21 protein-coding genes are annotated in these 23,669 nt (G+C 37.0%); 17 read left to right on the top strand and 4 right to left on the bottom strand.

Translation table 11 applies throughout. The annotated features are described in order from the left end of the window. Nucleotides 1-59: 59 nt before the first annotated feature. Together secA and CDOM16190_RS04275 are read left to right on the top strand one after the other, a co-directional pair. Nucleotides 60-2,663, top strand: a complete 2,604-nt coding sequence (secA, locus tag CDOM16190_RS04280) for a preprotein translocase subunit SecA (RefSeq protein WP_170019030.1) — start codon at nucleotides 60-62, stop codon at nucleotides 2,661-2,663. After that, nucleotides 2,664-3,860 carry an ABC transporter permease gene (locus CDOM16190_RS04275; RefSeq protein ID WP_170019029.1) on the top strand — a complete coding sequence of 399 codons (1,197 nt, stop codon included), beginning with the start codon at nucleotides 2,664-2,666 and terminating at the stop codon, nucleotides 3,858-3,860. It begins immediately after the preceding gene. Between the two features lie 9 nt (nucleotides 3,861-3,869). Here the strand turns inward: CDOM16190_RS04275 and CDOM16190_RS04270 are convergent, their stop codons facing one another. From CDOM16190_RS04270 to CDOM16190_RS04260, 3 genes are all read right to left on the bottom strand, one after another. Further along, on the bottom strand, nucleotides 3,870-5,114 hold the full coding sequence (locus tag CDOM16190_RS04270; protein WP_170019028.1) for an ArsS family sensor histidine kinase: 1,245 nt from the start codon (nucleotides 5,112-5,114) through the stop codon (nucleotides 3,870-3,872). Between the two features lie 12 nt (nucleotides 5,115-5,126). After that, entirely contained in the window at nucleotides 5,127-5,804 is a 678-nt protein-coding gene (locus CDOM16190_RS04265) for a response regulator transcription factor (RefSeq protein ID WP_170019027.1), read from the bottom strand. 101 nt (nucleotides 5,805-5,905) lie between these two features. Further along, nucleotides 5,906-7,312 carry a Do family serine endopeptidase gene (locus CDOM16190_RS04260; RefSeq protein WP_170019026.1) on the bottom strand — a complete coding sequence of 469 codons (1,407 nt, stop codon included), beginning with the start codon at nucleotides 7,310-7,312 and terminating at the stop codon, nucleotides 5,906-5,908. Nucleotides 7,313-7,487: 175 nt separating this feature from the next. Here CDOM16190_RS04260 and CDOM16190_RS04255 point away from each other — a divergent pair, with 175 nt between their 5' ends. The 3 genes from CDOM16190_RS04255 (at nucleotide 7,488) to CDOM16190_RS04245 (ending at nucleotide 10,303) form a co-directional block, all read left to right on the top strand. Beyond that, the gene (locus CDOM16190_RS04255) at nucleotides 7,488-8,372 is read left to right on the top strand and encodes a DnaJ C-terminal domain-containing protein (protein WP_170019025.1); all 885 of its coding nucleotides are present in this window, start codon (nucleotides 7,488-7,490) and stop codon (nucleotides 8,370-8,372) included. Between the two features lies 1 nt (nucleotide 8,373). Continuing rightward, nucleotides 8,374-8,760 (top strand): heat shock protein transcriptional repressor HspR, encoded by a 387-nt coding sequence (locus CDOM16190_RS04250; protein WP_169973883.1) that lies wholly within the window; start codon nucleotides 8,374-8,376, stop codon nucleotides 8,758-8,760. A gap of 91 nt (nucleotides 8,761-8,851) precedes the next feature. After that, nucleotides 8,852-10,303 carry a potassium/proton antiporter gene (locus tag CDOM16190_RS04245; protein WP_249934112.1) on the top strand — a complete coding sequence of 484 codons (1,452 nt, stop codon included), beginning with the start codon at nucleotides 8,852-8,854 and terminating at the stop codon, nucleotides 10,301-10,303. Between the two features lie 747 nt (nucleotides 10,304-11,050). On the opposite strand, the gene CDOM16190_RS04240 is transcribed toward CDOM16190_RS04245, so the two are convergent. Continuing rightward, nucleotides 11,051-12,325, bottom strand: a complete 1,275-nt coding sequence (locus tag CDOM16190_RS04240; RefSeq protein ID WP_170019023.1) for an O-acetylhomoserine aminocarboxypropyltransferase/cysteine synthase family protein — start codon at nucleotides 12,323-12,325, stop codon at nucleotides 11,051-11,053. 148 nt (nucleotides 12,326-12,473) lie between these two features. Between CDOM16190_RS04240 and CDOM16190_RS04235 the strand changes: the two genes are divergently transcribed. From CDOM16190_RS04235 to CDOM16190_RS04180, 12 genes are all read left to right on the top strand, one after another. After that, nucleotides 12,474-12,809, top strand: coding sequence for a hypothetical protein (locus CDOM16190_RS04235; RefSeq protein WP_170019022.1), 336 nt, complete (start codon nucleotides 12,474-12,476; stop codon nucleotides 12,807-12,809). Next, nucleotides 12,806-13,429: an HAD family hydrolase gene (locus CDOM16190_RS04230; RefSeq protein WP_170019021.1), complete on the top strand. Its 624-nt coding sequence runs from the start codon at nucleotides 12,806-12,808 to the stop codon at nucleotides 13,427-13,429. Before CDOM16190_RS04235 ends, CDOM16190_RS04230 begins: the two co-directional genes overlap by 4 nt. Nucleotides 13,430-13,816: 387 nt before the next feature. Beyond that, nucleotides 13,817-14,074, top strand: coding sequence for a DUF2018 family protein (locus CDOM16190_RS04225; protein WP_170019020.1), 258 nt, complete (start codon nucleotides 13,817-13,819; stop codon nucleotides 14,072-14,074). Then, nucleotides 14,067-14,492 carry a hypothetical protein gene (locus CDOM16190_RS04220; RefSeq protein ID WP_170019019.1) on the top strand — a complete coding sequence of 142 codons (426 nt, stop codon included), beginning with the start codon at nucleotides 14,067-14,069 and terminating at the stop codon, nucleotides 14,490-14,492. The genes CDOM16190_RS04225 and CDOM16190_RS04220 overlap by 8 nt, the downstream gene beginning before the upstream one ends. A 5-nt stretch (nucleotides 14,493-14,497) precedes the next feature. Then, entirely contained in the window at nucleotides 14,498-15,391 is an 894-nt protein-coding gene (locus CDOM16190_RS04215; protein WP_170019018.1) for a polyprenyl synthetase family protein, read from the top strand. Beyond that, nucleotides 15,391-16,683 (top strand): glutamyl-tRNA reductase, encoded by a 1,293-nt coding sequence (gene hemA / locus CDOM16190_RS04210; protein WP_170019017.1) that lies wholly within the window; start codon nucleotides 15,391-15,393, stop codon nucleotides 16,681-16,683. The genes CDOM16190_RS04215 and hemA overlap by 1 nt, the downstream gene beginning before the upstream one ends. Continuing rightward, nucleotides 16,683-18,386 (top strand): proline--tRNA ligase, encoded by a 1,704-nt coding sequence (locus CDOM16190_RS04205; RefSeq protein ID WP_170019016.1) that lies wholly within the window; start codon nucleotides 16,683-16,685, stop codon nucleotides 18,384-18,386. The genes hemA and CDOM16190_RS04205 overlap by 1 nt, the downstream gene beginning before the upstream one ends. Next, nucleotides 18,380-18,802 (top strand): FxsA family protein, encoded by a 423-nt coding sequence (locus CDOM16190_RS04200; protein ID WP_170019015.1) that lies wholly within the window; start codon nucleotides 18,380-18,382, stop codon nucleotides 18,800-18,802. Before CDOM16190_RS04205 ends, CDOM16190_RS04200 begins: the two co-directional genes overlap by 7 nt. Before the next feature lie 9 nt (nucleotides 18,803-18,811). Next, on the top strand, nucleotides 18,812-19,750 hold the full coding sequence (gene hemC, locus CDOM16190_RS04195) for a hydroxymethylbilane synthase (RefSeq protein ID WP_170019014.1): 939 nt from the start codon (nucleotides 18,812-18,814) through the stop codon (nucleotides 19,748-19,750). Nucleotides 19,751-19,870: 120 nt separating this feature from the next. Further along, the gene (locus tag CDOM16190_RS04190; protein ID WP_170019013.1) at nucleotides 19,871-20,455 is read left to right on the top strand and encodes a hypothetical protein; all 585 of its coding nucleotides are present in this window, start codon (nucleotides 19,871-19,873) and stop codon (nucleotides 20,453-20,455) included. Nucleotides 20,456-20,472: 17 nt separating this feature from the next. Further along, nucleotides 20,473-22,284, top strand: a complete 1,812-nt coding sequence (locus CDOM16190_RS04185; protein ID WP_170019012.1) for a menaquinone biosynthesis decarboxylase — start codon at nucleotides 20,473-20,475, stop codon at nucleotides 22,282-22,284. A gap of 251 nt (nucleotides 22,285-22,535) precedes the next feature. After that, the gene (locus tag CDOM16190_RS04180) at nucleotides 22,536-23,654 is read left to right on the top strand and encodes an ABC transporter substrate-binding protein (RefSeq protein WP_170019011.1); all 1,119 of its coding nucleotides are present in this window, start codon (nucleotides 22,536-22,538) and stop codon (nucleotides 23,652-23,654) included. Nucleotides 23,655-23,669: the final 15 nt, after the last annotated feature.

The following is a 23,669-nucleotide window of genomic DNA, read 5'->3' as shown; positions in this document are numbered from 1 at the left end:
TTTAATTAAATAAATGGTAAAATCTAAGCTTTATAAAATAACTAAAATAAGGCGGATAGATGATAGTTGGCATTATGCAGAAAATTTTCGGGACGAAAAATGATCGAGAGGTAAAAAGATACGCAAAACGAGTCAAAGATATCAATGCGCTTGAGCCAAAATATCAAGCTATGAGCGATGAGGAGCTAAAGGCTAGCTTTAATGAGCTTAAATCAGCTATTCAAGACGGAGCAAAAACTCTTGATGAAGTATTAAACGATGTCTTTGCCATTGTTAGAGAGACGAGCAAGAGAACTTTAAATATGCGTCATTTTGATGTTCAGTTAATAGGTGGCATGGTGCTAAATGACGGAAGAATAGCCGAGATGAAGACGGGCGAGGGAAAGACTCTTGTAGCAAGCCTTCCTGTCGTATTAAACGCAATGACCGGTAAGGGTGTGCATGTAGTTACGGTAAACGACTACTTAGCCAAGCGTGACGCAACCCAAATGGGTGAAATTTATAACTTTCTTGGACTTAGCGTAGGAGTAGTTTTGGGCGGCGAGTATGATGATGAGGTTAGAAAGGCTGCCTATGCCAGCGATATAACTTATGGCACAAATAACGAATTTGGGTTTGATTATCTGCGTGACAATATGAAGATGGAGTTTAAAGACAAGGTTCAAAGAGAGCATAACTTCGTAATAGTGGATGAGGTAGATAGTATCCTTATAGATGAGGCTAGAACCCCGCTTATTATCTCAGGTCCTACTAACCGCACTCTTGATGGCTATATCAAGGCAAACGAGGTAGCTGGACAGATGATAAAAGGAGAAGCGCCTGCAACTCCTCAGGATAAGGCTACTGGCGATTTTGTGGTAGATGAGAAAAATAGAACAATAGCCATAACCGAAGAGGGTATAAGTAAGGCTGAAAGACTATTTGGTGTGGAAAATTTATATAACCTTGAAAATGCGATCTTAAGCCACCATTTAGATCAGGCCCTAAAGGCTAGAAATTTATTTGAAAGAGATGTACACTATGTCGTAAGAGATAATGAAGTGGTAATAGTTGATGAATTTACCGGTAGATTGAGTGAGGGAAGACGTTTTAGCGAAGGGCTTCATCAAGCGCTTGAGGCCAAAGAGGGTGTGCAGATAAAAGAAGAGAGCCAAACGCTTGCAGATATTACATTCCAAAATTACTTTAGGCTATATAATAAGCTTTCCGGTATGACGGGAACTGCACAGACGGAAGCGACAGAGTTTTCTCAAATTTATAAATTAGATGTTATTTCGATACCTACAAACGTGCCTACAATAAGGATTGATCACAACGACCTTATCTATAAGACTCAAAAAGAGAAATTTAAGGCCGTAATAGACGAGATAAAAAGAGCTCACGATAAAGGCCAGCCTGTGCTTGTAGGTACGGCTTCCATTGAAAGAAGCGAGCTTTTGCATGAATTGCTTGTAAAAGAAAAGATCCCTCACTCGGTGTTAAACGCCAAAAATCACGAAAAAGAGGCCCAAATCATAGCCGAAGCAGGTGTCAAAGGAGCTGTTACCATAGCTACTAATATGGCCGGACGCGGTGTAGATATCAAGATAAACGACGAAGTAAGAGATCTTGGCGGATTATATATAATAGGCACGGAAAGACACGAGAGCAGAAGAATCGATAATCAGCTAAGAGGGCGTTCTGGTCGTCAGGGAGATCCTGGGATGAGTAGATTTTACTTAAGCTTAGAGGATAATCTTTTAAGAATTTTTGGAAGCGACCGCATAAAAAGTATAATGGATAGGCTTGGAATAGATGAGGGCGAGAGTATCGATTCTAAAATGGTTACAAGAGCAGTAGAGAATGCTCAAAAGAAGGTTGAGAGTCTGCACTTTGAGGCCAGAAAACATATCCTAGAGTATGATGATGTCGCAAATGAACAGAGAAAGACCGTATATAAATTTAGAAACGAGCTACTTGATCCTGAATTTGATATTGGTGAAAAAATCAAACAAAATAGAGGCGAATATGTAATAAATTTGCTTGAGCAGGCTGAAATTTTTGTAGGCGGTGTTAGAAGTGAATTTGACATAGATAAACTTGTCTCAATACTTTCCGAAAACGGATTGGCAATAAATGCAGACGAACTAAAAGAGCTTGATTTTAACGATTTAGCTCAAAAGATAGAGGGAATTTTAGAGTCTGAATATGAAGAAAAGATGAGTGTTATAGCTGATGACCAAAGAAGATATTTAGAGAAAGTGCTTTGCCTTCAAGTGGTGGATAATGCGTGGAGAGAGCATCTCTATCAGATGGATATACTAAAAACCGGAATTGGACTTAGAGGATATAATCAAAAAGATCCGCTAACAGAATACAAAAAAGAGAGCTTTAATCTATTTATGGAGCTTGTATCACGCATTAAATTTGAGGGTATCAAGATGCTTCAGGCTGTTAGATTTAAGAGCCAAGAAGAGGTTGATGCTGAGCAAAGGCTTATGCAAAAGATGCAAGAAGAGCAAAATAGAGGGCTTAAATACTCAAACGAAGAAAACAAAGATACTGCAACAAATGAAGTAAGAGCAAAAAAAATACCTCGCAATGAGCCATGCCCTTGCGGAAGTGGCAAAAAATATAAAGAGTGTTGTGGTAAAAGCGGTCCTAAAAAGGGAATTTTTGCTTAGATGAGTTTAGTTAAGTATCTTCTTTTTAAATATTTACGCTTTGATAAAAGCCAGCCCTTTATCACTCTCTCTGCTATTTTGGCTTTTTTGGGAGTTAGCATAGGGCTTATGGTGCTTATAGTGGCAATGGCCATAATGAATGGATTTGATAAGGAATTTGAGCGTAAGCTATTTACGATGAACTATCCTATAACCATCCTTTCAAACATACGTGCAAGTATAGAAGATGCCGATGTAAACAAGTTAAAAGCCAAATTTCCAAATCTTAAATTTAGTCCTTATATTATGACTCAGGTTATAATAAAGGGTAGTAGCGGCTTAGAGGGTGGAATGCTTTTTGGTGTAAATTCTACCGATGAAAAGAGTATAAATTCCGTTGTCAAAGAAGGGCTTAAAGATAAGGAAATAAGTGGATATGAGTTGCTTGTAGGAAGTGCTATTAAAAATGATTTTGTGCTTAGCGGAGAAGAGAAGCTAACATTGATATTTACAAAAGGCGATCCAGGAGGATTTGCTCTGATACCAAAAATGAAGCGTTTTGATGTCATATCTAGCTTTGACTCCGGACTTGTGGCGTATGATAAGAGCTATCTATACACTTCTGTAGAAGCTTTGCGTAGAATTTTAGACTACGAAGAGGGCAGATATGACGGAATTCATGTCTATTCTGATAAACCGTTTGATGATATAAGTAAGATTTCAGCTCAACTTCCGCTCTCTTTAAGAGCGATTGGATGGTGGCAACAAAACGGAAATTTCTTTTCGGCTCTTGCATTAGAAAAGCGTGCCCTTTTTATAGTTTTAATGCTGATTATTTTGGTTGCCTCTTTAAATATAGTTAGCTCACTTCTGATGACTGTCATGAACCGTCGTCACGAAATAGCACTTTTGCTCTCTCTTGGCGCAAGCAAAGGAGATATTAAAAAAAGCTTTTTTGCATTAGGTGCTACTATAGGAGGAAGCGGGATAGTGTTTGGACTTATGCTAGGACTATTTGGGGTTTGGCTACTGGGAAGTTTTGATATTATAAATTTGCCTGCGGATGTGTATGGAAGTGCTAAACTACCAATGGAGCTATCTTTAATTGACTTGTCGCTTATACTTGTTGGAGCCATTGTGATAGTGGCGTTTTCGTCATACTATCCTGCTAAAAAAGCAGCCCAGATAAATGTGCTTGAAACATTAAGAAACGAATAAAATAGTTTTTTATTTTTTAACTACTACACTCTCTAAATTTTCAAAGCTAAATATATTAAATCCATTTTCATGCCTATATGTCAAATTTAGCTTATGTGCCTCAAGTATATTATCTACTATATAAAGCCCCAAGCCAAAGCTTTTTTTGGCATCTTCACCTTTAGTAAACGGCTCTATATAGTGCTTTAGATCTTTTGATAGTTTTTCGCCTCTGCTTATGAACTTGATATCTTTATCGCCTATGGCTATTTTTACATGTTTATCGCTGGAGTATTTTAGTCCATTATCTATCATGTTTTTAATAGCTATCGCAAAGAGTTTAAAATCAATATTTATGCTAATATTTTCTATTTTCTCTATGACTACACTATCTTTTTCCACCATCGCTATATCAAGAGCTTCATCTATCACATCGTCTATCAGGCAAATTTTGGTGTTGCTTAGAGCGGTGCTTGATGTTACTTGTTCGACAGCGGCAAATTCGTTTATAAGACTTTCAAGCTTTACAAATACCGACACGAGTCTTTCTTGATTTTTATCTTTTTGTATCATTTCAGCGGTTATTCTTCCTTTTGTGATAGGAGTTTTAAGCTCGTGCATAATATTTCTTAAAAATAATTTTCTTGAGTTATTGAGGTGCCTAATTTGACAAACCGCATTATAAAAAGCCTCTGAAACTTCCGAAATTTCATCATTACCGCTACTTACATCTTTAATCTTGTCAATATCTCCTCTGGCAAATATATCTATCTGTCTTTTTAGTTTTCTTAGTGGCTTTAACTTTCTAATAACAAAGATGTAAGCTGCAAGTAAGATAAGTGCAACTATGGAAAAAATAATTTTGATAATATCATATCTATAGGGTTGGTATTCGTTGTCTTTTAAAAGTAGGGTTCTATCTATATGTTTAATTTTTAAATAGTGATGTTTTTCATATAGCATAATAGCGCTTGAACCAATATCTGCTGAAATTTCCTCTAAAATCGTAGCATCTTTTAAAATTTTTTCTTTTTCTTTCTGATCTATAATCTCAGGCATTCTGATGCCTTCGATTTGGCGTTCATACTCTTTGTCGTTTATAATTCCACTCATATAAAATAGCGTATTTCTGGCTATTGTAGAGTATTTTGCATTCAACTCTCTTGTGTAGTTTTGCTTATCATACTCCATTAGCCATAAAAAGGCCAGAAATATGCTTGTAGACGCAAGTATAAATATAAAAGTAATAGTATAAAAAACTGATGAACGTTTCATTTTAGGCTAAATTTATTGAATAAGCTTATAGCCTATACCTCTAATCGCATGTATATATGTAGGCTCTTTTGGATTTTCACCAAGTTTGGCTCTGATTCTGCCTATTATTACATCTATGCTTTTATTTGATGAGTCTTCATTAATACTTTTGCAATTATATATAAGCTCTTCTCTCGTGATAGCCCCACCTTCTTTTTTGATCAAGTATTTTAAGATATCAAATTCTGCAGCGGTTAAGTTTAAAGGCTCGTTTTTGAGGGTGATAATATGCTCAAATTCATTTAAAACCAGATCCTTGTTTTTCTGCTTTTTTTCTTCCGCTATAGTTACATTTTGGCGTCTTAAATGACTTTTAATACGCGCTAGTAGCTCTTGAGGATCGTAAGGTTTGGGTAGATAATCGTCCGCTCCATTGTCAAGAGCATTAACTTTATCGGTAATATCATGTCTTGCGCTTGAGATTATGATAGGAATGTTATGTCTTTTTCTTATCTCTTTGCATACTTCAAGCCCATCAATACCAGGCAGAGTGAGATCAAGTATTACAAGATCAAATTTGCTAGTATTTAAAGTAGAAAGACCTATATAAGGTTCTTCCGCGATGGTAACCCTAAAATCATAGTTTTCAAGGTACTCACTTAAAATTTCAGCTAGTTCAAAATCATCTTCTATCATCAAAATGTTTATCATGCCATATTTCCAAAATTTATTTTAAGTTGATATCGATTATAACAGAAAATTTATAAAACTATATAAAGAAAAAAGTTGGGCGTAATCTTACGCCCTTAAATTTATTTAATAACAAGTCCTTGAATAACTCCGCCTCTATTTACCCATACAAGAGTTTTTTTGTTCTTAGAATTTAAAAGAGCCTTGTTAAAATCATTGAGATTTATTATATTTTCTTCACCGATTTGTATTATGATATCGCCTTTTTGGAAGCCAAATTTATCGGCGTTTGAGTTTGTCTTGACATCTGTTACTAGTACGCCTACTATATCTTGAGGAATTTTATATCTATATCTTATTTCATCGTTTATGGGAGCTACGCTCAGTCCGCTTATAGAGGAGTTATCTCTCATTCCTGTATTGGGTTGTTGCATATTGGCTAGTTTTATTTTTGTCGTTTCTATTTTACCTGAACGCTCATATACTAGAGTGATCTCTTTATTAGGAGTAAGAGAGCCTATCGTATTTTTAAGATCGTTTGCGTTTTTTATCTGCTTATCGTCTATTTGTATTATAAGGTCCCCTCTTTTAAGTCCTGCTGTATCGGCAGGAAGCCCCTTTTCTACACTGCTTATTAGCGCTCCTTCTTTGTTTTTATAAATTTCTTTTTGCTCGGTTGTTAAATTTGATATCATAACGCCTATATATCCACGTTCGATCTTACCATCCTCGATAAGCTTTTTGGCTATCTCTTTAGTCATATTTGAAGGGATCGCAAAGCCTATTCCGTTATTACCACCGCTTCTTGATAGAATAGCTGAATTTATACCTACAAGAGCACCTCTGCTATCTACAAGCGCGCCACCTGAGTTTCCAGGATTTATAGATGCGTCGGTTTGAATGAAATTTTCATATTGATTTAATCCGATATTATCCTTGTTTAGTCCGGAGATTATACCTTGAGTTATGCTTCCTCCAACTCCAAAAGGGTTTCCTATGGCAAATACAATATCACCCTCCATTATCTTAGATGAGTCTGCAATCTTGATAGCTTTTAAATTGGTTGCTTCTATTTTTATTATCGCAAGATCTGTCTTTGGATCTGTGCCTATAATCTTTGCTTTATACTCTTTTTCGCTTTCTAGCAAGGTTACTAAAATTTCATCGCTATCTTCTATTACGTGGTTATTTGTTACTATATATCCATCGCTTGATATTATTACTCCCGAGCCTAAAGATGCACTCTTTTGCTTATCTTGGGGGATTTTAAAGTTAAATCCAAAAAAGTCTCTAAAAAAAGGATCGTTAAACATCTGGTCGAATCCACTGCCTGCAGTAGTAGTTTTTGTAGTGGATATATTTACTACTGATTTTTTAGCTTCAGAAATAGAGCTATTATAAGAGAGTATAACTCCATCAGAGTTCTCCGGATTTAATCTTGTAAATTCATCTTTGGCTTCATTAAAATTTATTGTTGCTGCAAATATAGAACAAGCTGCAACAAGCGATATCACAACTATTTTTTTCATTATTATTAATCCTTTTATAATTAGTATTTTAAAAAAGGATTATAAAGTATCCCACTTAACGCAAAGTTAATGTTTTTTAGCCTATTGTAAATATATAAAATTAGTATACTTGATTGACATAGACTAAAGTTTTATGCTACAATAATTATAAAAAAAATTGCTTTAAGGATATGAAATGAGTAATAGTCTTTATGATACTTTGGGCATTTCAAAAGGCGCAACTAGCGACGAGATAAAAAAAGCATACCGCAGATTGGCAAGAAAATATCATCCGGATATAAATAAAGAGCCTGGTGCAGAAGATAAATTTAAAGAGATAAATGCAGCTTATGAAATTTTAAGCGATGAGAAGAAAAAGGCTCAATATGATCAATACGGCGATACTATGTTTGGAGGACAAAATTTCCATGACTTTGCAAGCAGTTCAGCCAATATGGGCGATCTTGACGAGATATTAAAAAATATTTTCGGCGGAGGCTTTGGAGGATTTTCTAGAAGCGGCTTTAGTGGATTTTCAAGCTCAGGATTTGATGATGGCTTTAGTGGCTTTGCTCAAGATTTAGACATAAGAGCCAGAGTAAATATACCATTTGAGGTTGCTATTTTAGGTGGTGAGCATAGAATAAATCTTAACGGGGATAGTCTAAAGATAAAAATTCCAAATGGTATAAATGATGGAGAAAAACTTCGAATAAAAGGCAAGGGCAAGAGTGCTAGAAGTGGAGAGATGGGCGATCTAATACTAACTGTAAATATTGAATCAAGCAGTGAGTATGAAAGAGATGGAGATGATCTTTATAAAGAGGCTGAAATTCCACTTAAAACAATGCTTTTTGGTGGCAAGGTCACAATATCTACCTTGCAAAAAGATGTTACTATAAAGATTGCCGAGAATTCAAAGTCAGGACAAAAGATAAGAATAAAGGGCTATGGTGTAAAAAATAGAAAGAGCGGGCTATATGGCGATTTATACCTAAAGACTAAGGTTGCGTTGCCAGATACTAATTCGCTTGATAGTAATTTGATTGAGATTATGAAAGAAAAACTTCCGGAGAGATAAGATGCGTGGATATGATGAACCGGTTTATTTAATAAGTGTCGTTGCCAAAGTGCTTAGCATACATCCTCAGACCTTGCGTCAATACGAGCGCGAGGGACTGGTAGAGCCTTCTAGAACCGATGGTCGTATGAGGCTATATTCTGAAAAAGATCTGGACCGTATCAAGATGATACTTCGTCTGACTCGTGATTTAGGTGTAAATTTGGCTGGAGTTGATGTGATATTGCAGCTAAAAGAGCAGCTTGATCAGTTTGAGCAAACTATAGATGAGTTAAGAAGTGAAGTGGATAGGCTTAACAATACAGGCACTATTCCATCTAAAAAAGCCCTTGTTAAACGCAAGAATAGTTTTGATCTTATTTTTTATGAACATAAAGACAAGGGCTAATGTTTATTAAAATAAGGTTGCTTTTGATATAATTTCAAATACAGATAATTAAAATTTAGCTTTAATTATCGGCTTATGTATGAGGTGGAGTTTGGAAAATTTTTTACTATTTTTTGCTATTTTATTGATAGCAAGCATTGTTTTTAGTAAGGTTTCTGATAAATTTGGTATTCCATCTCTTATTGTCTTTTTAGCTGTCGGCATGCTGGCCGGATCTGACGGGCTTTTAGGAATTGACTTCACAAATCATAGAGTGGCTCAAGAGATTGGCACCATAGCTCTTATATTCATATTGTATGCCGGTGGTCTTGATACAAATTTTAAATCAGTTAGACCTATAATGGTAAGTGGTATAGTTTTAGCGACTATCGGAGTCATACTAACTGCAGGCACTGTTGCCGTTTTGGCAAGATATCTTTTAAATTTTAGCTGGATGGAAGCATTTTTATTAGGTTCTATTATCTCATCTACTGATGCAGCGGCGGTATTTGCCATCTTAAGAGCCAAAGGAATTTCGCTTAAAAACAATCTAGGACCCCTTCTTGAGCTAGAATCTGGCTCAAACGATCCTATGGCGATCTTTCTTACTATGACTATGATTCAAATGATATCTTTATCAACCACTCCGACACCTGCAAATATAGCACTTATACTTGCGGAGCAGTTTTTAATAGGTGGCATATTAGGCTACATATTTGGATTCTTGTTGCCATCTATATTTAATAGATTAAGACTTGAGTATTCTGGACTTTATTCGGTATTTTCAATAGCTTGGGCACTGCTTATATATACTATTGTTACAAAGATTGGCGGAAACGGATTTTTGGCTGTATATATAGCTGGAATTTTTATAAATAAAAAAGAATTCGCTCATAAAAAGAGTCTCGTAGGATTTCACGATGGTATTGCTTGGACTATGCAGATAGTTGTATTTTTGACACTTGGACTGCTTGTGTTCCCATCAGAGCTTCCATCTGTAGCATTTATGGGTTTTATAATAGCTTTATGGTTGATGTTTGTTGCTAGACCTGTGGGCGTATTTATATCCCTTCTGTTTTCAAAATATAATATCAAAGAGAAAATTTTCATCTCATGGGTAGGTCTTAGAGGTGTCGTGCCTATCGTGCTTGCGACATATCCTTATGGAAGTAATCTGCCAAATTCAAATTTGATATTTAATACTATCTTTTTTGTAGTCTTAATATCTTTGGCTGTTCAAGGTGCCACCCTTGAGTTTTCGGCAGTAAAATGTGGAGTAAAAGATGACGACAAGGTCGAGGAGGCTGAGGCGTCAAACTTGCCAATCTTCTATCATACCTTAAGGCAATATACAATACATTTTGGCTCGGAAATCATCGAGAAAAACCTAGCGGAACTTGAGTTGCCGAGCGATTTTCTTATCCTGCTTATCAAACGCAAGGGCGAATACATCAAGCCTACGGGCTCATCGGTATTTGAAGAGGGAGATTTGCTGCTTATTCAATGCGAAGATGAAAACAAATACAACGAAATTTTAAAAACTTATTTTGTTCCGCAGAATTAGTAAATTCACGTTCGAATTAACATAATAATTTACTATAAATGCTATTTGCTGAATTTGGTAGCAAGCTTTTATACACTGATAGTTTGCTAAATTTCCCAATAGACTATTAAATATATAGCTAGTTTATTTTTCTTTCGTTAAACATATAAGAAATTATAAATACGCTTATGCATATTGGCGCAATGAAAAATGCAAATACTACGCTAATGCCACTATTGCCGGTTAAGCCACCTATGAAATATGAAAATAAAAAGCTAAAATATAATATACAGAGAGACAAATTTTCTATAGTAAATATAAAGATACTTAGACTAGGATTTTTAATAAATAATCTACTATATAAATAAACTTTATATCTATTGTATAAATATTTTAGTGCGAAAAACATAAAAGCTACGGTTATAAAACAAGAGATTATTGTTTGTAAATATGAATTTATTTTAATAGATAAAAGTATAGCCCAAGACATGCCATATATCCACCAACTAAATAGAAAAACCATAGGCAGAGCTAATACGTATCTAATTTTTCTATGAAATTTATATTTTTCATCTAAAATCATATAAATATGCTTTCTAGTATACTCAATTTTTTAACATTTTAATTTTTAATAAATTTAAATAAATATTAAGTTGTTGTACACATGTATATTTTTATCTTACACTGTAATTATAGCTTGTTTTTAAGATTAAAATGAAAGATTAGCTAAAAGTGAGAGAGCATAAACTCTCTCGTAAATTTTTAAGATTAAGCTTCTAAAGCTTGTTTTAGATCTTCGATTAGATCATCAGCGTCTTCTATGCCTATGCTTAGGCGGATAAGTCCTGCAGGCACTCCGATCTTAGCTAGTTCGCTAGGCGGAATTTGCTGGTGTGTGGTTGATGCAGGGTGAGTGATGATAGATTTAGAATCACCGATATTAACAACAATGCTAAAAATTTTAACCCTATCAAGCACTGTTTTAGCTCGCTCAAAGCTATCAACCTCAAAGCAAAGTAGTCCGCTTGCCATGCCGCCGTCAAAATATTTTTGAGCTCTTTCATATCCTACGTCGTTTTTGAGCCCTGGATATGTGACACTCTTAACCGCTTCGTGAGAATTTAAAAACTCAGCGATTTTTAATGTATTATCAGAGTGTTTTTTCATACGAAGAGCAAGCGTCTCAAGCCCTTGTATCAGCTGCCAAGAGTTAAATGGTGAAATCGTAGCGCCTATATCGCGTATAAGCGAAAGCCTCATCCTAAGCGTATAGATGTCAAAACTCTCGGCAAGTTCTGCATATATGAGTCCGTGATAGCTCTCGTCAGGTCCGTTAAAGTGCGCGTATCTGGCGCTTGAAACTATCTTTGAGTTTAGCTCTTTGCTGGCTATCACGGCACCTGCAATGCTTAGCCCTTGACCGCTCATGTATTTGCTTGCGCTATGCACTACGACATCCACGCCGTGTTCTATAGGGCGAAGTAGGATCGGTGTAGGCACGGTGTTATCGGCTATGGTTATGATGCCGTGTTTATTTGTGATAGCGACTATTTTTTCGATATTTGGGATGGCGATTTGCGGATTTGAGAGCGTTTCAAAAAATATCGCTCGAGTCTTGCCGTCTATCAAATTTTCAAGATCGTCCGCGCTGTCGCTATCAAAGGCTCTTGCTTCTATGCCAAATCTTTTTAGCGTGTGGTGAAACAAAGTGTTTGAGCCGCCGTAAATTTTCTTGGCTACGATGATGTTTTCGCCTGCTGCTGCGATGTTTGCAACCGCGTAAAATATAGCAGCCTGTCCGCTTGCCGTAGCTATAGCAGCCGCGCCGTTTTCAAGAGCTGCAAGTCTAGCTTCAAAAATATCTGTCGTAGGGTTGTTTAGTCTTGTGTAAATTGGTCCAAGTTCGGCTAGCGCAAAACGATTTGCCGCAGTCTCGGCAGTGCCAAAATCATAAGCCGTAGTTTGGTAAAGAGGTACCGCCATCGAGCCTGTGCCGATTTTGGTGTCGTAGCCAAAGTGCGTGGCAATGGTTTCTTGTTTCATTGTTTGCCTTTATGATAAATTTAAATTTCGGTATTATACAGATAAAAAGGTTACATTTTATTAACGTAGCGGCTTTAAGCACTAAAATTTAGCTTGAAATTCGAAAGACAAAAGTAGGGTATAATTGCACTTTGATTTGGAGAGTAAGATGAACACTGTAGGATATGATAAATTTAAGCGCGTAAAATATCTGCGCGGACTTGAAAAATTTGCAAAATCAGCCATAAATGGGCTTAAAAGAGAGGATTATGACGAGGAGCAGTTTAGAGTAAGAGTTGCTAAGAATGCTGAAATTTTAGCTAAAATCGAGCCTGTATATCTTGACTCGGCATATTCAAAAGCGCTTGAAAAATTTGTAAATTTAATCATAGCAAATAATGATAGAAACGAGCTTTTAGACGCTGCGAATTCGCTTGAGAAACTAAAAAATTCTAAAACATATAAAAAAGATAAGCATAAAAATAGATATAAGGATGAGGATTGAAAACGATAATTTTTGATATGGACGGCACTCTCATAGATAGCTCAAAAGCGATTTGCGTGACGGTTAATGAGGTTCGTAGAGAGCTTGGGTTTGATAGTGATTTGGCTGAAGACTTTATAGTAAAAGCGATAAATGAGGTAGGGCGAGATCTAGGCAAAGAATTTTACGGACTAAACGTCATAAATTCAAAGCTAAGAGATGGTTTTGAGACTAAATTTAAGATAAATTACGACAGATACGCAAGGGCTTATGAGGGCGTAGAAGAGCTGCTTAAAAAGTGCGTGGAGGCAAACTATTTTGTAGCACTTGCCAGTAATGCACCGCAAGAAACCCTAAACGATATTTTAGTAAAAAATAATATTTATAAATATTTTAATCATATCATTGGAGCCAGTAAAGATGTACCGCAAAAGCCTGATCCGACTATGATAAATTTAGTTAAAGAGATGGCTGGATTTGATAAGGTTTTGTTTGTCGGAGATAGTCATAAAGATGAGCTTGCAGCCAATGGTGCCAAAGTAGAGTATATAAATGTATGCTGGGGATTTGGTAGCGAAAGTAAGAGCGCAGTCAATATATACGATATAGAAAAAGCTTGGCAATATATCGAATCTTTGTAATAACTACATAAAATAATACATATAAAAATATAAATTATTTTACATATAAATTCAGCTTAAAATATAGTAAAATTAAGCTGAATTTAAATATTTATATCTTTAAAATTTAAAAAATTTGAATCTAAATTTCTTGGCTAAAAATCCTTTTTTAATTTCAAATTTTACTTTGGCACTGTACTTAAAAATGCTTATCTGGATTCAAAATTTACTCTGGCACCTTGTAAAAAATATCAAAATTTAGTTTTAAAATTTACAGCTTATTTTTAGACATTAATATTATTTAATATTATTTTATTTTAATATACTCATAAATCAAAAGCCTGTTTTATAATCAAAATGAAAGTTTGTTTGGCTATAATAAATTTAAAATTTATTTAAAGGAAATTTATGGATTATGATATCTTTGCTCAAAATCCAAGAGATAAATTTTTTGATATTTTATTTAACGCAAACAGAAATTTAGTAGAGAACGAGACTGAAAAACTACTTGAAAGATTTGTGGCTATGAGCATATATTGCGAGCGTAATGGATTTGATGAAATTCAGCAAAACGCATTCATATCTCAAAATCAAACCGAAATTTATGAAGGCTTAAATGATATTTACATCGGACTTAGTGGGGATATTTTAAGTCAAAATGAGTAAAATACTCTCTGTTTTTTTTATGTTTTTTTTAGCCTTTGCAAATGCCGTTGATTTAGGCTTTAGCGAACAACATTTGTTTGAGCTTAAAAAGGATGAGTGGGCGAGAGTTTTTGTGACAGAAAAAGGCACAGATGATCGAGATAGCTTTGATTTTCGATGGACTTTGTTCGATAACACAAATATAATTCTTCACACCAGATATCGCAACTATCCTCGTCAGCTTGTTATGTCTCTTAGGCGTGGTTTGAGTCTTTATAAACAGAGCTTAATACCAGATTTTAGACAGCCTCGGATGGATATTGCATGGCTATATCTTGAATTTGAAAATTTTAAAGATGGCAAAGGTTTTTTTAAAGTTTATATAAAAGATGATCAAAAACGTCTTGACGTAGAATTTTTAGATCCTGTAAAGAGGTAGTTGTTATGGATAAAATTGATGAAATAATGTATCAATTTATAGATGATCTTGGATATGACCGAGCTAGTGAAATTTTTAGGAATGTTAGCTCAGGTAAAAAGCTTAGATCAAAGTTGCTTTTAAAAATTGTCGGAGAGAGTGAGGAGAGCCTGAGGTTGTGTGCTATAATAGAGCTTATACACCTTGCAAGCTTGCTTCATGATGATGTGATAGACAATTCTGATACAAGGCGAGGCAAGCCTAGTATAAATGCTACTTTTGGTACAAAAAGAGCCATAATGCTAGGCGATATACTATATTCTAAAGGTTTTTACGAACTATCTAAGTTTGATCCAAAAATAGCTCAAAATATCTCAGATGCAGTCTGCAAACTAAGTATAGGCGAGATGATGGATGTAGAGCTATCTAGAGATTTTAATACCGATAAAGAGGCTTATCGCACCATGATTTACTATAAAACCGCAGTGCTTATAGAGGCTACTGCTGCGGTAGGTGCAAATTTGACTGGGCTTGATGAGGAAAAATTTAGAAATTATGGTAAAAATTTGGGATTAGCTTTTCAGCTAGTCGATGATATTTTAGATATTACTCAAGATGCCCAAACTTTGGGTAAGCCTAATCTAAGTGATTTAAAAGAGGGCAAAGTAACTCTTCCATATATCTATCTTTATGAAAATTTAGGTGATGAGGATAGAGGAAGGCTTATGAATCTTTTTAAAGCGGAGCTAAACAGTGCTCAAATTGATTGGGTGAAATCTAAAATGTCTAGAACCAGCTCTATAGAACGCTCGATAAAAGAGGCCAAAGAGCTTGGTAAAAAGGCTTTAGAAAGCATAGCTCAATATAATATTAGTGAACTTGATCATATGGTTAGCAGTATGATCGATAGGGAATTTTAATGCATTATACAAGCGTAAGTTTTACACATAAAAATACTGATATTTCAGTTAGAGAGAGGCTTTCGTTTTCTAATATAGAGAGAAAGACAGAAATTTTAAGGCTCTTAAATTCAAGCCAAAATATTAATGAATGTATGGTTTTAAATACCTGCAATAGAGTCGAAATTATCGCTAGCGTAAAGGAGATAGAGGGAGCTAGTAAGCATATAATATCTTGTATATCTCTGCTGTGCGGAATAGATTATGAAGAGCTTTATACTAGGGCTGATATCTATGAGGATAATGGAGCGATACATCATTTGTTTGCTGTAGCTAGCTCGCTTGATAGCTTGGTTATAGGTGAGACCCAAATAGCAGGACAATTAAAAGAGGCTTTTAAATTTGCTTACGCAAATGGAAATTGCGGAATGAAGCTTGGTAGAGCCATGGAAGCCGCTTTTAAATGTGCTGCAGAGGTTAGAAATAAGACTGAAATTTCTAAAAATCCGGTATCTGTTTCAAGTGTCGCCGCTCAAAAAGCCAAGGAGATGTTTGACGGTAATATTAATGGAATGGTTGCCGTAATAGTAGGCGCAGGAGAGATGGCAGAGCTTGCCGCAAAGCATATCATAAGTAGCGGTGCCAGAGTAATAGTAATCGGCAGAAATATCGATAAGGCAAAGGCTTTGGCCATGTCTTTAGGTGATAATAACGAATATGACTCTATTGAAAATTTAAAAGAATATGTAAACAAATATCAGCTGATATTCTCAGCTACGGCCTCTCCTTATCCTGTAATACTTGATTCGATGATAGAAAAAAGAGATTTTGATAGATATTTTTTTGATATCGCCGTACCTCGAGATATAGCTGTAACGCCAAGCGAAAATATTAAAATTTATGCAGTTGACGATCTAAAAGAGATTGTGAGTAGAAATTTAGCTCTTAGAGAGGAGCAGGCGCAGATTGCTTATACTATAGTAGGGCGAAATACGACTCATTTTTTTAGGCATCTAAGAGAGCTTGCTATAACCCCTGTGATAAAGGGTATTAGAGAGCAGGCTAAAGAGTGCGCTCAAAAAGAGCTTGAAAAGGCTATCAAAAAAGGGTATTTAAAGCATAGTGATCACGATGAGGCGTATAAGCTGATTCATCAAGTGTTTAAGGCATTTTTACATGCGCCAACTATGAAATTAAAATCTTTGGCTGATGATAGCAACTCTGAAAATATAATAAAATTTACAAAAAATGTCTTTGATATAAAGAACCACACGCATATTGAAGATGGCGAATTTGAATGGGAGAGTGAGTAGTGAGATTTTCTAGATTTTATGTACCGACCTTAAAAGAGGCTCCAAAGGATGCAAGTCTGCCAAGCCATAAATTTCTGCTTAGAGCAGGGTTTATAGAGCAGACAGGAAGTGGGCTTTATAACTTCTTGCCACTTGGTAAAATCGTGCTTGATAAGATAAGAAACGTAGTAAAAGAAGAGATGGATAGCGCCGGAGCTCAAGAGGTAACTATGAGTGTCGTTACTGCGGGTGAGCTTTGGAAAGAGAGTGGACGGTTTGATGTCTTTGGTAAGGAGCTTTTGAGATTTAAGGATCGCAAGGACAATGACTTTGTGATAAGCCCAACCAACGAAGAGGCTGTGGTAGCTCTTGTGCGCGGCAAAATTACTAGCTACAAGCAGCTGCCGCTAAATTTGTATCAGATTAATACTAAATTTAGAGATGAGGCAAGGCCTAGATTTGGTCTTTTGCGCGGACGAGAGTTTGTGATGAAAGATGCTTATAGCTTTCATTCAAATGAGGATGATTTAAAGCGCGAATTCGATCTTATGGAAGAGACATATTCTAGAATTTTTACCCGTTTGGGGCTAAATTTCCGTGCCGTTGAGGCCGATAGCGGGGCTATTGGAGGAAGCGGAAGTAAGGAATTTATGGTACTTGCAAGCAACGGCGAAGATGATATCTTGGTTTGTGATAGCTGTAAATATGCGGCAAACATAGAGGCTGCAAAGAGGCAAAAACGAAGCTGTGATGCTGAGCGACCTGAGGCTGATGCTAGTAAATTTTATACACCTAACGCAACAAGCATCAAAGATATAGCTGAATTTTTTAGAGTTAGCGAGTTTTACACTATAAAGGCGGTTATAAAAAAGGCTATTTATAAAGATGAAGAAAAGGTTGTGGTCTTTTTCATCCGCGGCGATGACGAGCTTCAAGAGGTTAAGGCGACCAACGCATGCGGTGCGCTTGAGATAGCAGATGCTAGTGAAGAAGAGATAAGCAAAGCCGGTCTTGTGGCTGGATTTTGCGGGCCGGTTGGGCTTCATGGCGTAGAGTTTTTTATCGATAGAGAGCTTGAGGGCGAAACTCAGATGATCTGCGGTGCAAACGAGAAAGACTACCACTTCGTAGGAGTTAGCGTTACTAACTTTAATAGTGACCGCTTCAAAGACCTTGTAGCCGTAAAAGAGGGCGATAGATGTCCGCACTGTGGCGGGAAACTCAGCGTTAGCAAAGGCATTGAAGTTGGGCACATCTTTCAGCTTGGACAGAAGTATTCAGCCGCGATGAATGCCACTTTTCTTGATGAAAATGGTAAAGCAAAGCCGTTTTATATGGGTTGCTACGGCATAGGCGTTAGCAGGCTGGTTTCCGTGATGTGCGAAGCTAGTCACGATGATAAGGGTTGCATCTGGAAAAAAGAGTGTGCGCCGTTTGACGTACATATCATCATCTCAAATTTAAAAGATGAGGCTGGGGTAAAATTTGCAAATGAGCTTTATAGCGAGCTTAGAAGCTTTGGAATTTCAGCTTTGCTTGATGATAGAAATGAGAGATTTGGAGTTAAGATGAGCGAATTTGAACTTATTGGAATTCCTTTCGGAGTGGTCGTTGGCAAGGGGCTTGAAAACGGCGAAGTTGAGTTTGTAAAACGCGCAAATTTGCAAAAAACTCCGGTTCATAAAGATCAAATTTTAGCAAAGATCAAAGAGGCGCTATGCTAAGACTTCTTTTTATGCCCTATGTTGCGATCGAGGTGATATGCGCTTATTTTTTCATTAGCGAATATGGATTTTTACCTCTTGTTTTAGAGGTTATCGCTACGGCTGTTTTGGGCATGTTTTTTATGTTTCAGGTTGGATTTTTCCAACTTATTTCAAGGATCGTATTTCTTAAGCCAAGTGATGTATTTGGAGTGCTGGGCATGCCTATCGGAGGATTTTTTCTGTTTATCCCGGGCGTTGCTACCGACTTGCTTGGCGTGGTTGTAATCATCTTTGCTCTTTTTTCAAATTTAAAAAACCAACCGCTTAAAAAAGAGCGTGAAGGCGAATATTATAGCTATAGACGAGAGCATAAGGAGGAAGATGGCGAAATCATAGATGTTGAAGTTGTCGAAGAAGAGCGCAAATATAAATAAAGGTAAAAAATGAAAAATTTAAAAATAGCAACGAGAAAAAGTATCCTTGCAATGTGGCAAAGCGAGCATATCAAGGCTAAAATTTTAGAATTTCATAAAGATATAGAGGTAGAGCTTGTCGGTATGAAGACAAAGGGCGACGTGATACTTGATACTCCGCTTGCTAAGATCGGCGGCAAGGGGCTTTTTACTAAAGAGCTTGAAGATAGCATGCTAAAAGGCGAAACTCATATCGCGGTTCATAGTCTAAAAGACGTGCCTGTAGCTTTTCCCGATGGGCTTGTGCTTGCCGCGATATGTTCTAGAGAAGATGTGCGCGACGCTATGATAAGCGAAAAATTTGGTAAATTTGAAGATCTGCCTAAGGGTGCCAAAGTAGGAACTACGAGCTTAAGGCGCAAAATGCAGCTTTTAAGAATGCGTCCTGATTTAGAAATTATCTCGCTTAGAGGAAACGTCCAAACCAGACTAAGAAAGCTAAGAGAGGGCGAATTTGATGCGATAATCCTAGCTATGGCGGGCATAAACCGCCTAAATTTAAAAGATGAGGTTAAATTTGTCTATCCTTTTGAATTAAGTCAGATGATACCTGCGATGGGGCAGGGTGCGCTTGGGATAGAGGCTGTAGAAAATGAGGAAATTTTAAAATCGATAGAGTTCTTGCGCGATGAAAGAGCCGTTATAGAAACAACGGTGGAGCGCGACTTCGTGACGCTGCTTGAGGGTGGGTGTCAAGTGCCTATCGGTATAAACGCAAAGCTTGATAAAGAGCAAATTCATATAAATGCGATTGTGGGACTTCCTGATGGAAGCGAAGTTTTACAAAAGAGTTTAAGCGTTCAAAAGAGCGAATTTGCAAACGCAGGCAAAGAGCTTGCGCGTGAATTTATCGCTCGCGGTGCAAAAGAGCTTTTAAAGCGCGCCGAGGAGATGGCTAACGAAGCATGAGAGCGCTTGCAGCTCTAGGTTTAAGCTTTGCCATTGCCTTTGGTAGTTCAAATTTAGAGCTCTTAAGAGAGCTTTTTTACAAATCCGAATTTTGATAAAGCTAAGCACTTTAAAGGCGAAATGGCTGCGCGTAATAGCGATTTTTATCTAACGCGCTTTCATATAAAGGATATCGCCCCTCTTGGAAAGGCTGATGAATTTGATGTCTTTAGGGTTAGCTTAAGCTCAAATGATGGCGGCGAGCATCTTGATCTTTATGTTTATATGCTTGAAGATGCGATTTATGCGGTTAGATCGCTAGCGATGACGGGCATTATGAAAGATCTGATTTATTACTATGAAAAGATTGGCGATAAGGCTAGAAAAGATCTTGATCTTGAAAATCTAAAGCTTACTGTCGCGCAAGATAGCGAGCTTATAAAATTCGGCAAGCAAAATTTGGATAAATTTGAGCGAATTTTTGAGATTCACAGCTCAAATTTAGCAGATAAAGACGAGCAAATTAAGCGGATTTTAAAAACTTTGCATTTTTCACATATAGAAAATGACGAAAGTATTTTTATGCTCGTAATCGGCGGTATGGTTGATAATGCGGTGGGATTTTTACGAGTGCGAAAAGATGAAGATGTGCCGAGGATGAACAAAAACCGCTTTATAATGATAGAAAAAATAGCCCCCAAATGGTATCTTTTTAAGACGACATAAAACAAAAAAGGAAATTTATGCAAAAATACATCGATCTGTTAAAACAACATAATCTCCTAAAAATCATCGATAAGCCAGTAGATATCGACCTTGAGATAGCGCATGCCAGTTATATTGAGGTGAAAAAAGATGACAGCAAAGCACTACTTTTTACAAATCCGGTTTGTAAAAAATCAGGACGCAAATTTGCTCCCGTGCTTACTAATATATTTGGCAGTTTTGAGGCTACGAAGCTTATTTTTGGCGTGGAGCCTGATGCGGTGGCGGATGAAATTTCAGCTTTGCTAAAGCCAAAAAAGCCTAAAAATTTCTCAGAAAAGCTAAATTTTGCCAGCTATCTTTTTGGGATGAGAAAAATTTTTACTAAAAGATTAAGCGGTGAGGGTGAGTGCCAGCAAGTTAAGTTTAAGGGTGATGAGGTTGATCTCTTTAGCTTACCTATGCTTAAGACTTGGGAGCTTGATGGAGGCGCGTTTATCACGATGGGGCAAGTTTATACTCAAAGCCTTGATGGAGAGCTTGCGAATTTGGGCATGTATCGCTTGCAAATTTACGATAAAAATAGCCTTGGAATGCATTGGCAGATACATAAAGACGGCGCAAATTTCTTTAACGAGTATAAGCGTGCCGGCAAGAAGATGCCTGTATCCGTAGCGATCGGCGGTGATCCGCTTTATATCTGGTGCGGTCAGGCTCCTCTTCCAAAAGGCATTTTTGAACTGCTTCTTTACGGCTTTATCAGAAAAAGCCCTGCAAAACTCGTAAAATCTCTTACAAATGAAATTTATATCCCACATGATGCGGATTTTGTTATTGAAGGATTTGTTGATACCGATAAGACCCAGCTTGAGGGTCCTTTTGGCGATCATACGGGCTTTTATACACCAATTGAACCTTTTCCCGTGATGGATGTTACGGCAATTACGCATAAGCGAGAGCCGATTTTTCATGCGACCGTTGTGGGCAAGCCACCACTTGAGGATAAATATATGGGTTGGGCTACGGGGCGAATTTTCTTACCGCTTCTTCAGACTACCGTGCCTGAGCTGATTGATTATGATATGCCTGAAAATGGAGTGTTTCACAACCTTATCTTAGCAAAGCTTGAGACGCTATATCCGGGGCATGCCAAGCAGGCTATGCATGCATTTTGGGGTGTTGGGCAGATGAGCTTTGTCAAGCATGCGGTGTTTGTAGATGAGAGCGCACCAAATCCTAGCGAGTATGATAAATTTACCGACTATGTTTTAAACAGATTTGGAGTAAAAGGGCTTTTGATAACAGAAGGAGTTTGCGATCAGCTTGACCATGCCAGCCCAAATTCTTGCTATGGAGGCAAGCTTGGCATAGACGCGACTGCGGACTTTAGCGAAGGCGAGGTGGAAATTTTAGCCGATGATACTTTACTTGAGAAGTTTAAAGAGATTGATGGGGATGTTCTTGAGATTAGGCAGTTTAAAACTGGCACCAAATCTCCTATCTGCGTCATCAAATATGATAAAAAATGCCCTTTAAAAGAGACGCTTGATAAATTTATGCAGCTTAAAGAGTACTTTAAAATAGTTGTTTTCGTAGGGGCTGAAAACTATCTTGAAAATCCATATATGCTCGTTTGGCGAGTTACTAATAACATAGATGCTATGCGCGATATATACATAAAACAAAGCGTGGTTTTTGTGGATGCCACGCAAAAAGGGATTGAGGACGGCTATGAAAGAGGGTGGCCAAAGCAGACTGATTGCACTCCTGAAGTTGTAAGAAGCCTCATTGAGCGAGGTATCGTTGAAAACGATGAGAAGCTGTTTAAAAAATTTGAGATATTTGGATAGATTACGCCCTTGCCCGAATTTGATTGAGTAAATTTGTTAAATTCGGGCGTAAAATTTTATATTTTTATTTTTTACAATTCTTTTTGCTATAAGATATCCTACTAAAATGTTACTAATTAACAATAACTTTTATATAGATTGAGTAAATTCTTAACTAATACGCATTTAAAATTATCATAATAGTATCAAAATCACTCATTTGCTCTTAAAATTGTAATATAATGTAACACATAAATTATTAAGGAGTAAAAATGAAAAAGATAACTACTTTAGCGCTATCTTTGGCGGCTATCAGTTCGTTTGGCTTTGCAAAAGAGATAACTATAGCTGCGGTTATGCCGGTAACCGGTGCTGTTGCCGCTTATGGACAGACGGCTTACGAGGGAGTAACCTTGGCAAATAAAATGCGTCCGACTCTAAAAAACGGCGATACGATCAAGGTTGTTTTGCTTGATACAAGAGGCGAGAAGGTTGAGACTTCAAACGCCACCACAAGGGCTATCTCACAAAATAAAGCCGTAGGTATCATCGGCGAGCTAATTACTGCTAACACTATGCAGGTAATGGCGATAGCGGATAAAAACAAAATTCCCGTAATAGCTCCTGCTGCGACATCGGATAAGCTTCTTGATAATGTGAAATTCGGTAGCAGAGTTTGCTTTATGGATTCGTTTCAAGGCAAGGCTGCGGCTGAATTTGCGGCAAAGGATCTAGGATATAAAACTGCAGTTATCGTCGTGGATCAAGCGCAGGTGTATTCTCTTGGGCTTGCTAAGACGTTTGAGGCTGAATTTACCAAAAACGGCGGCAAAGTTTTAACAAAGCTTAGAATAAGCTCCGGAGATAAGGACTTTAAGGCGATAGTTTCACAGATAAAAAGCCAAAATCCAGACTTCGTCTATGTGCCTACGTATCATCCTGAAGCGTCGCTTTTAGCGCGCCAAGCCAAGCAGATAAATTTAAATAAACCTATGCTTGGATCAGACGGTGTGGCAAATCCGACCTTTATCGAGCTTGGCGGAGATTCGGTAGACGGATTTATCTTTAGCGATTCGTTTGACGCTTCAAACCCTCCTACGGAGCTTTCAAAGAAATTTTTAGACGAGTATGAAAAAGATAAAGGCACAAGAGATATAGCGGGCTTTACGGCTCTTGGAGCTGATGCTTATTTTGTAATGGTTGAGGCTATGGATAAGTGTGCAGATCCTAGCGATTCGGTTTGCGTAAACGATCAAATTCACCAAACTAAAGAATTTTCAGGCGTTTCGGGTGTAATCAGTATAGACTCTAAGGGAAATGCCATCCGCTCTGTCGTAATGAAAGAGATAGTTGGCGGTAAACCGACGTTTAAAGCAAACGTTAATCCTTAAAATTTAAATACTTTA

It is taken from the genome of Campylobacter sp. RM16190, assembly GCF_012978835.1.
Taxonomy (GTDB): Bacteria; Campylobacterota; Campylobacteria; order Campylobacterales; family Campylobacteraceae; genus Campylobacter_A.
Note: the sequence above shows the minus strand (reverse complement) of the source record. Positions and strands in the feature narration are given on the sequence as shown.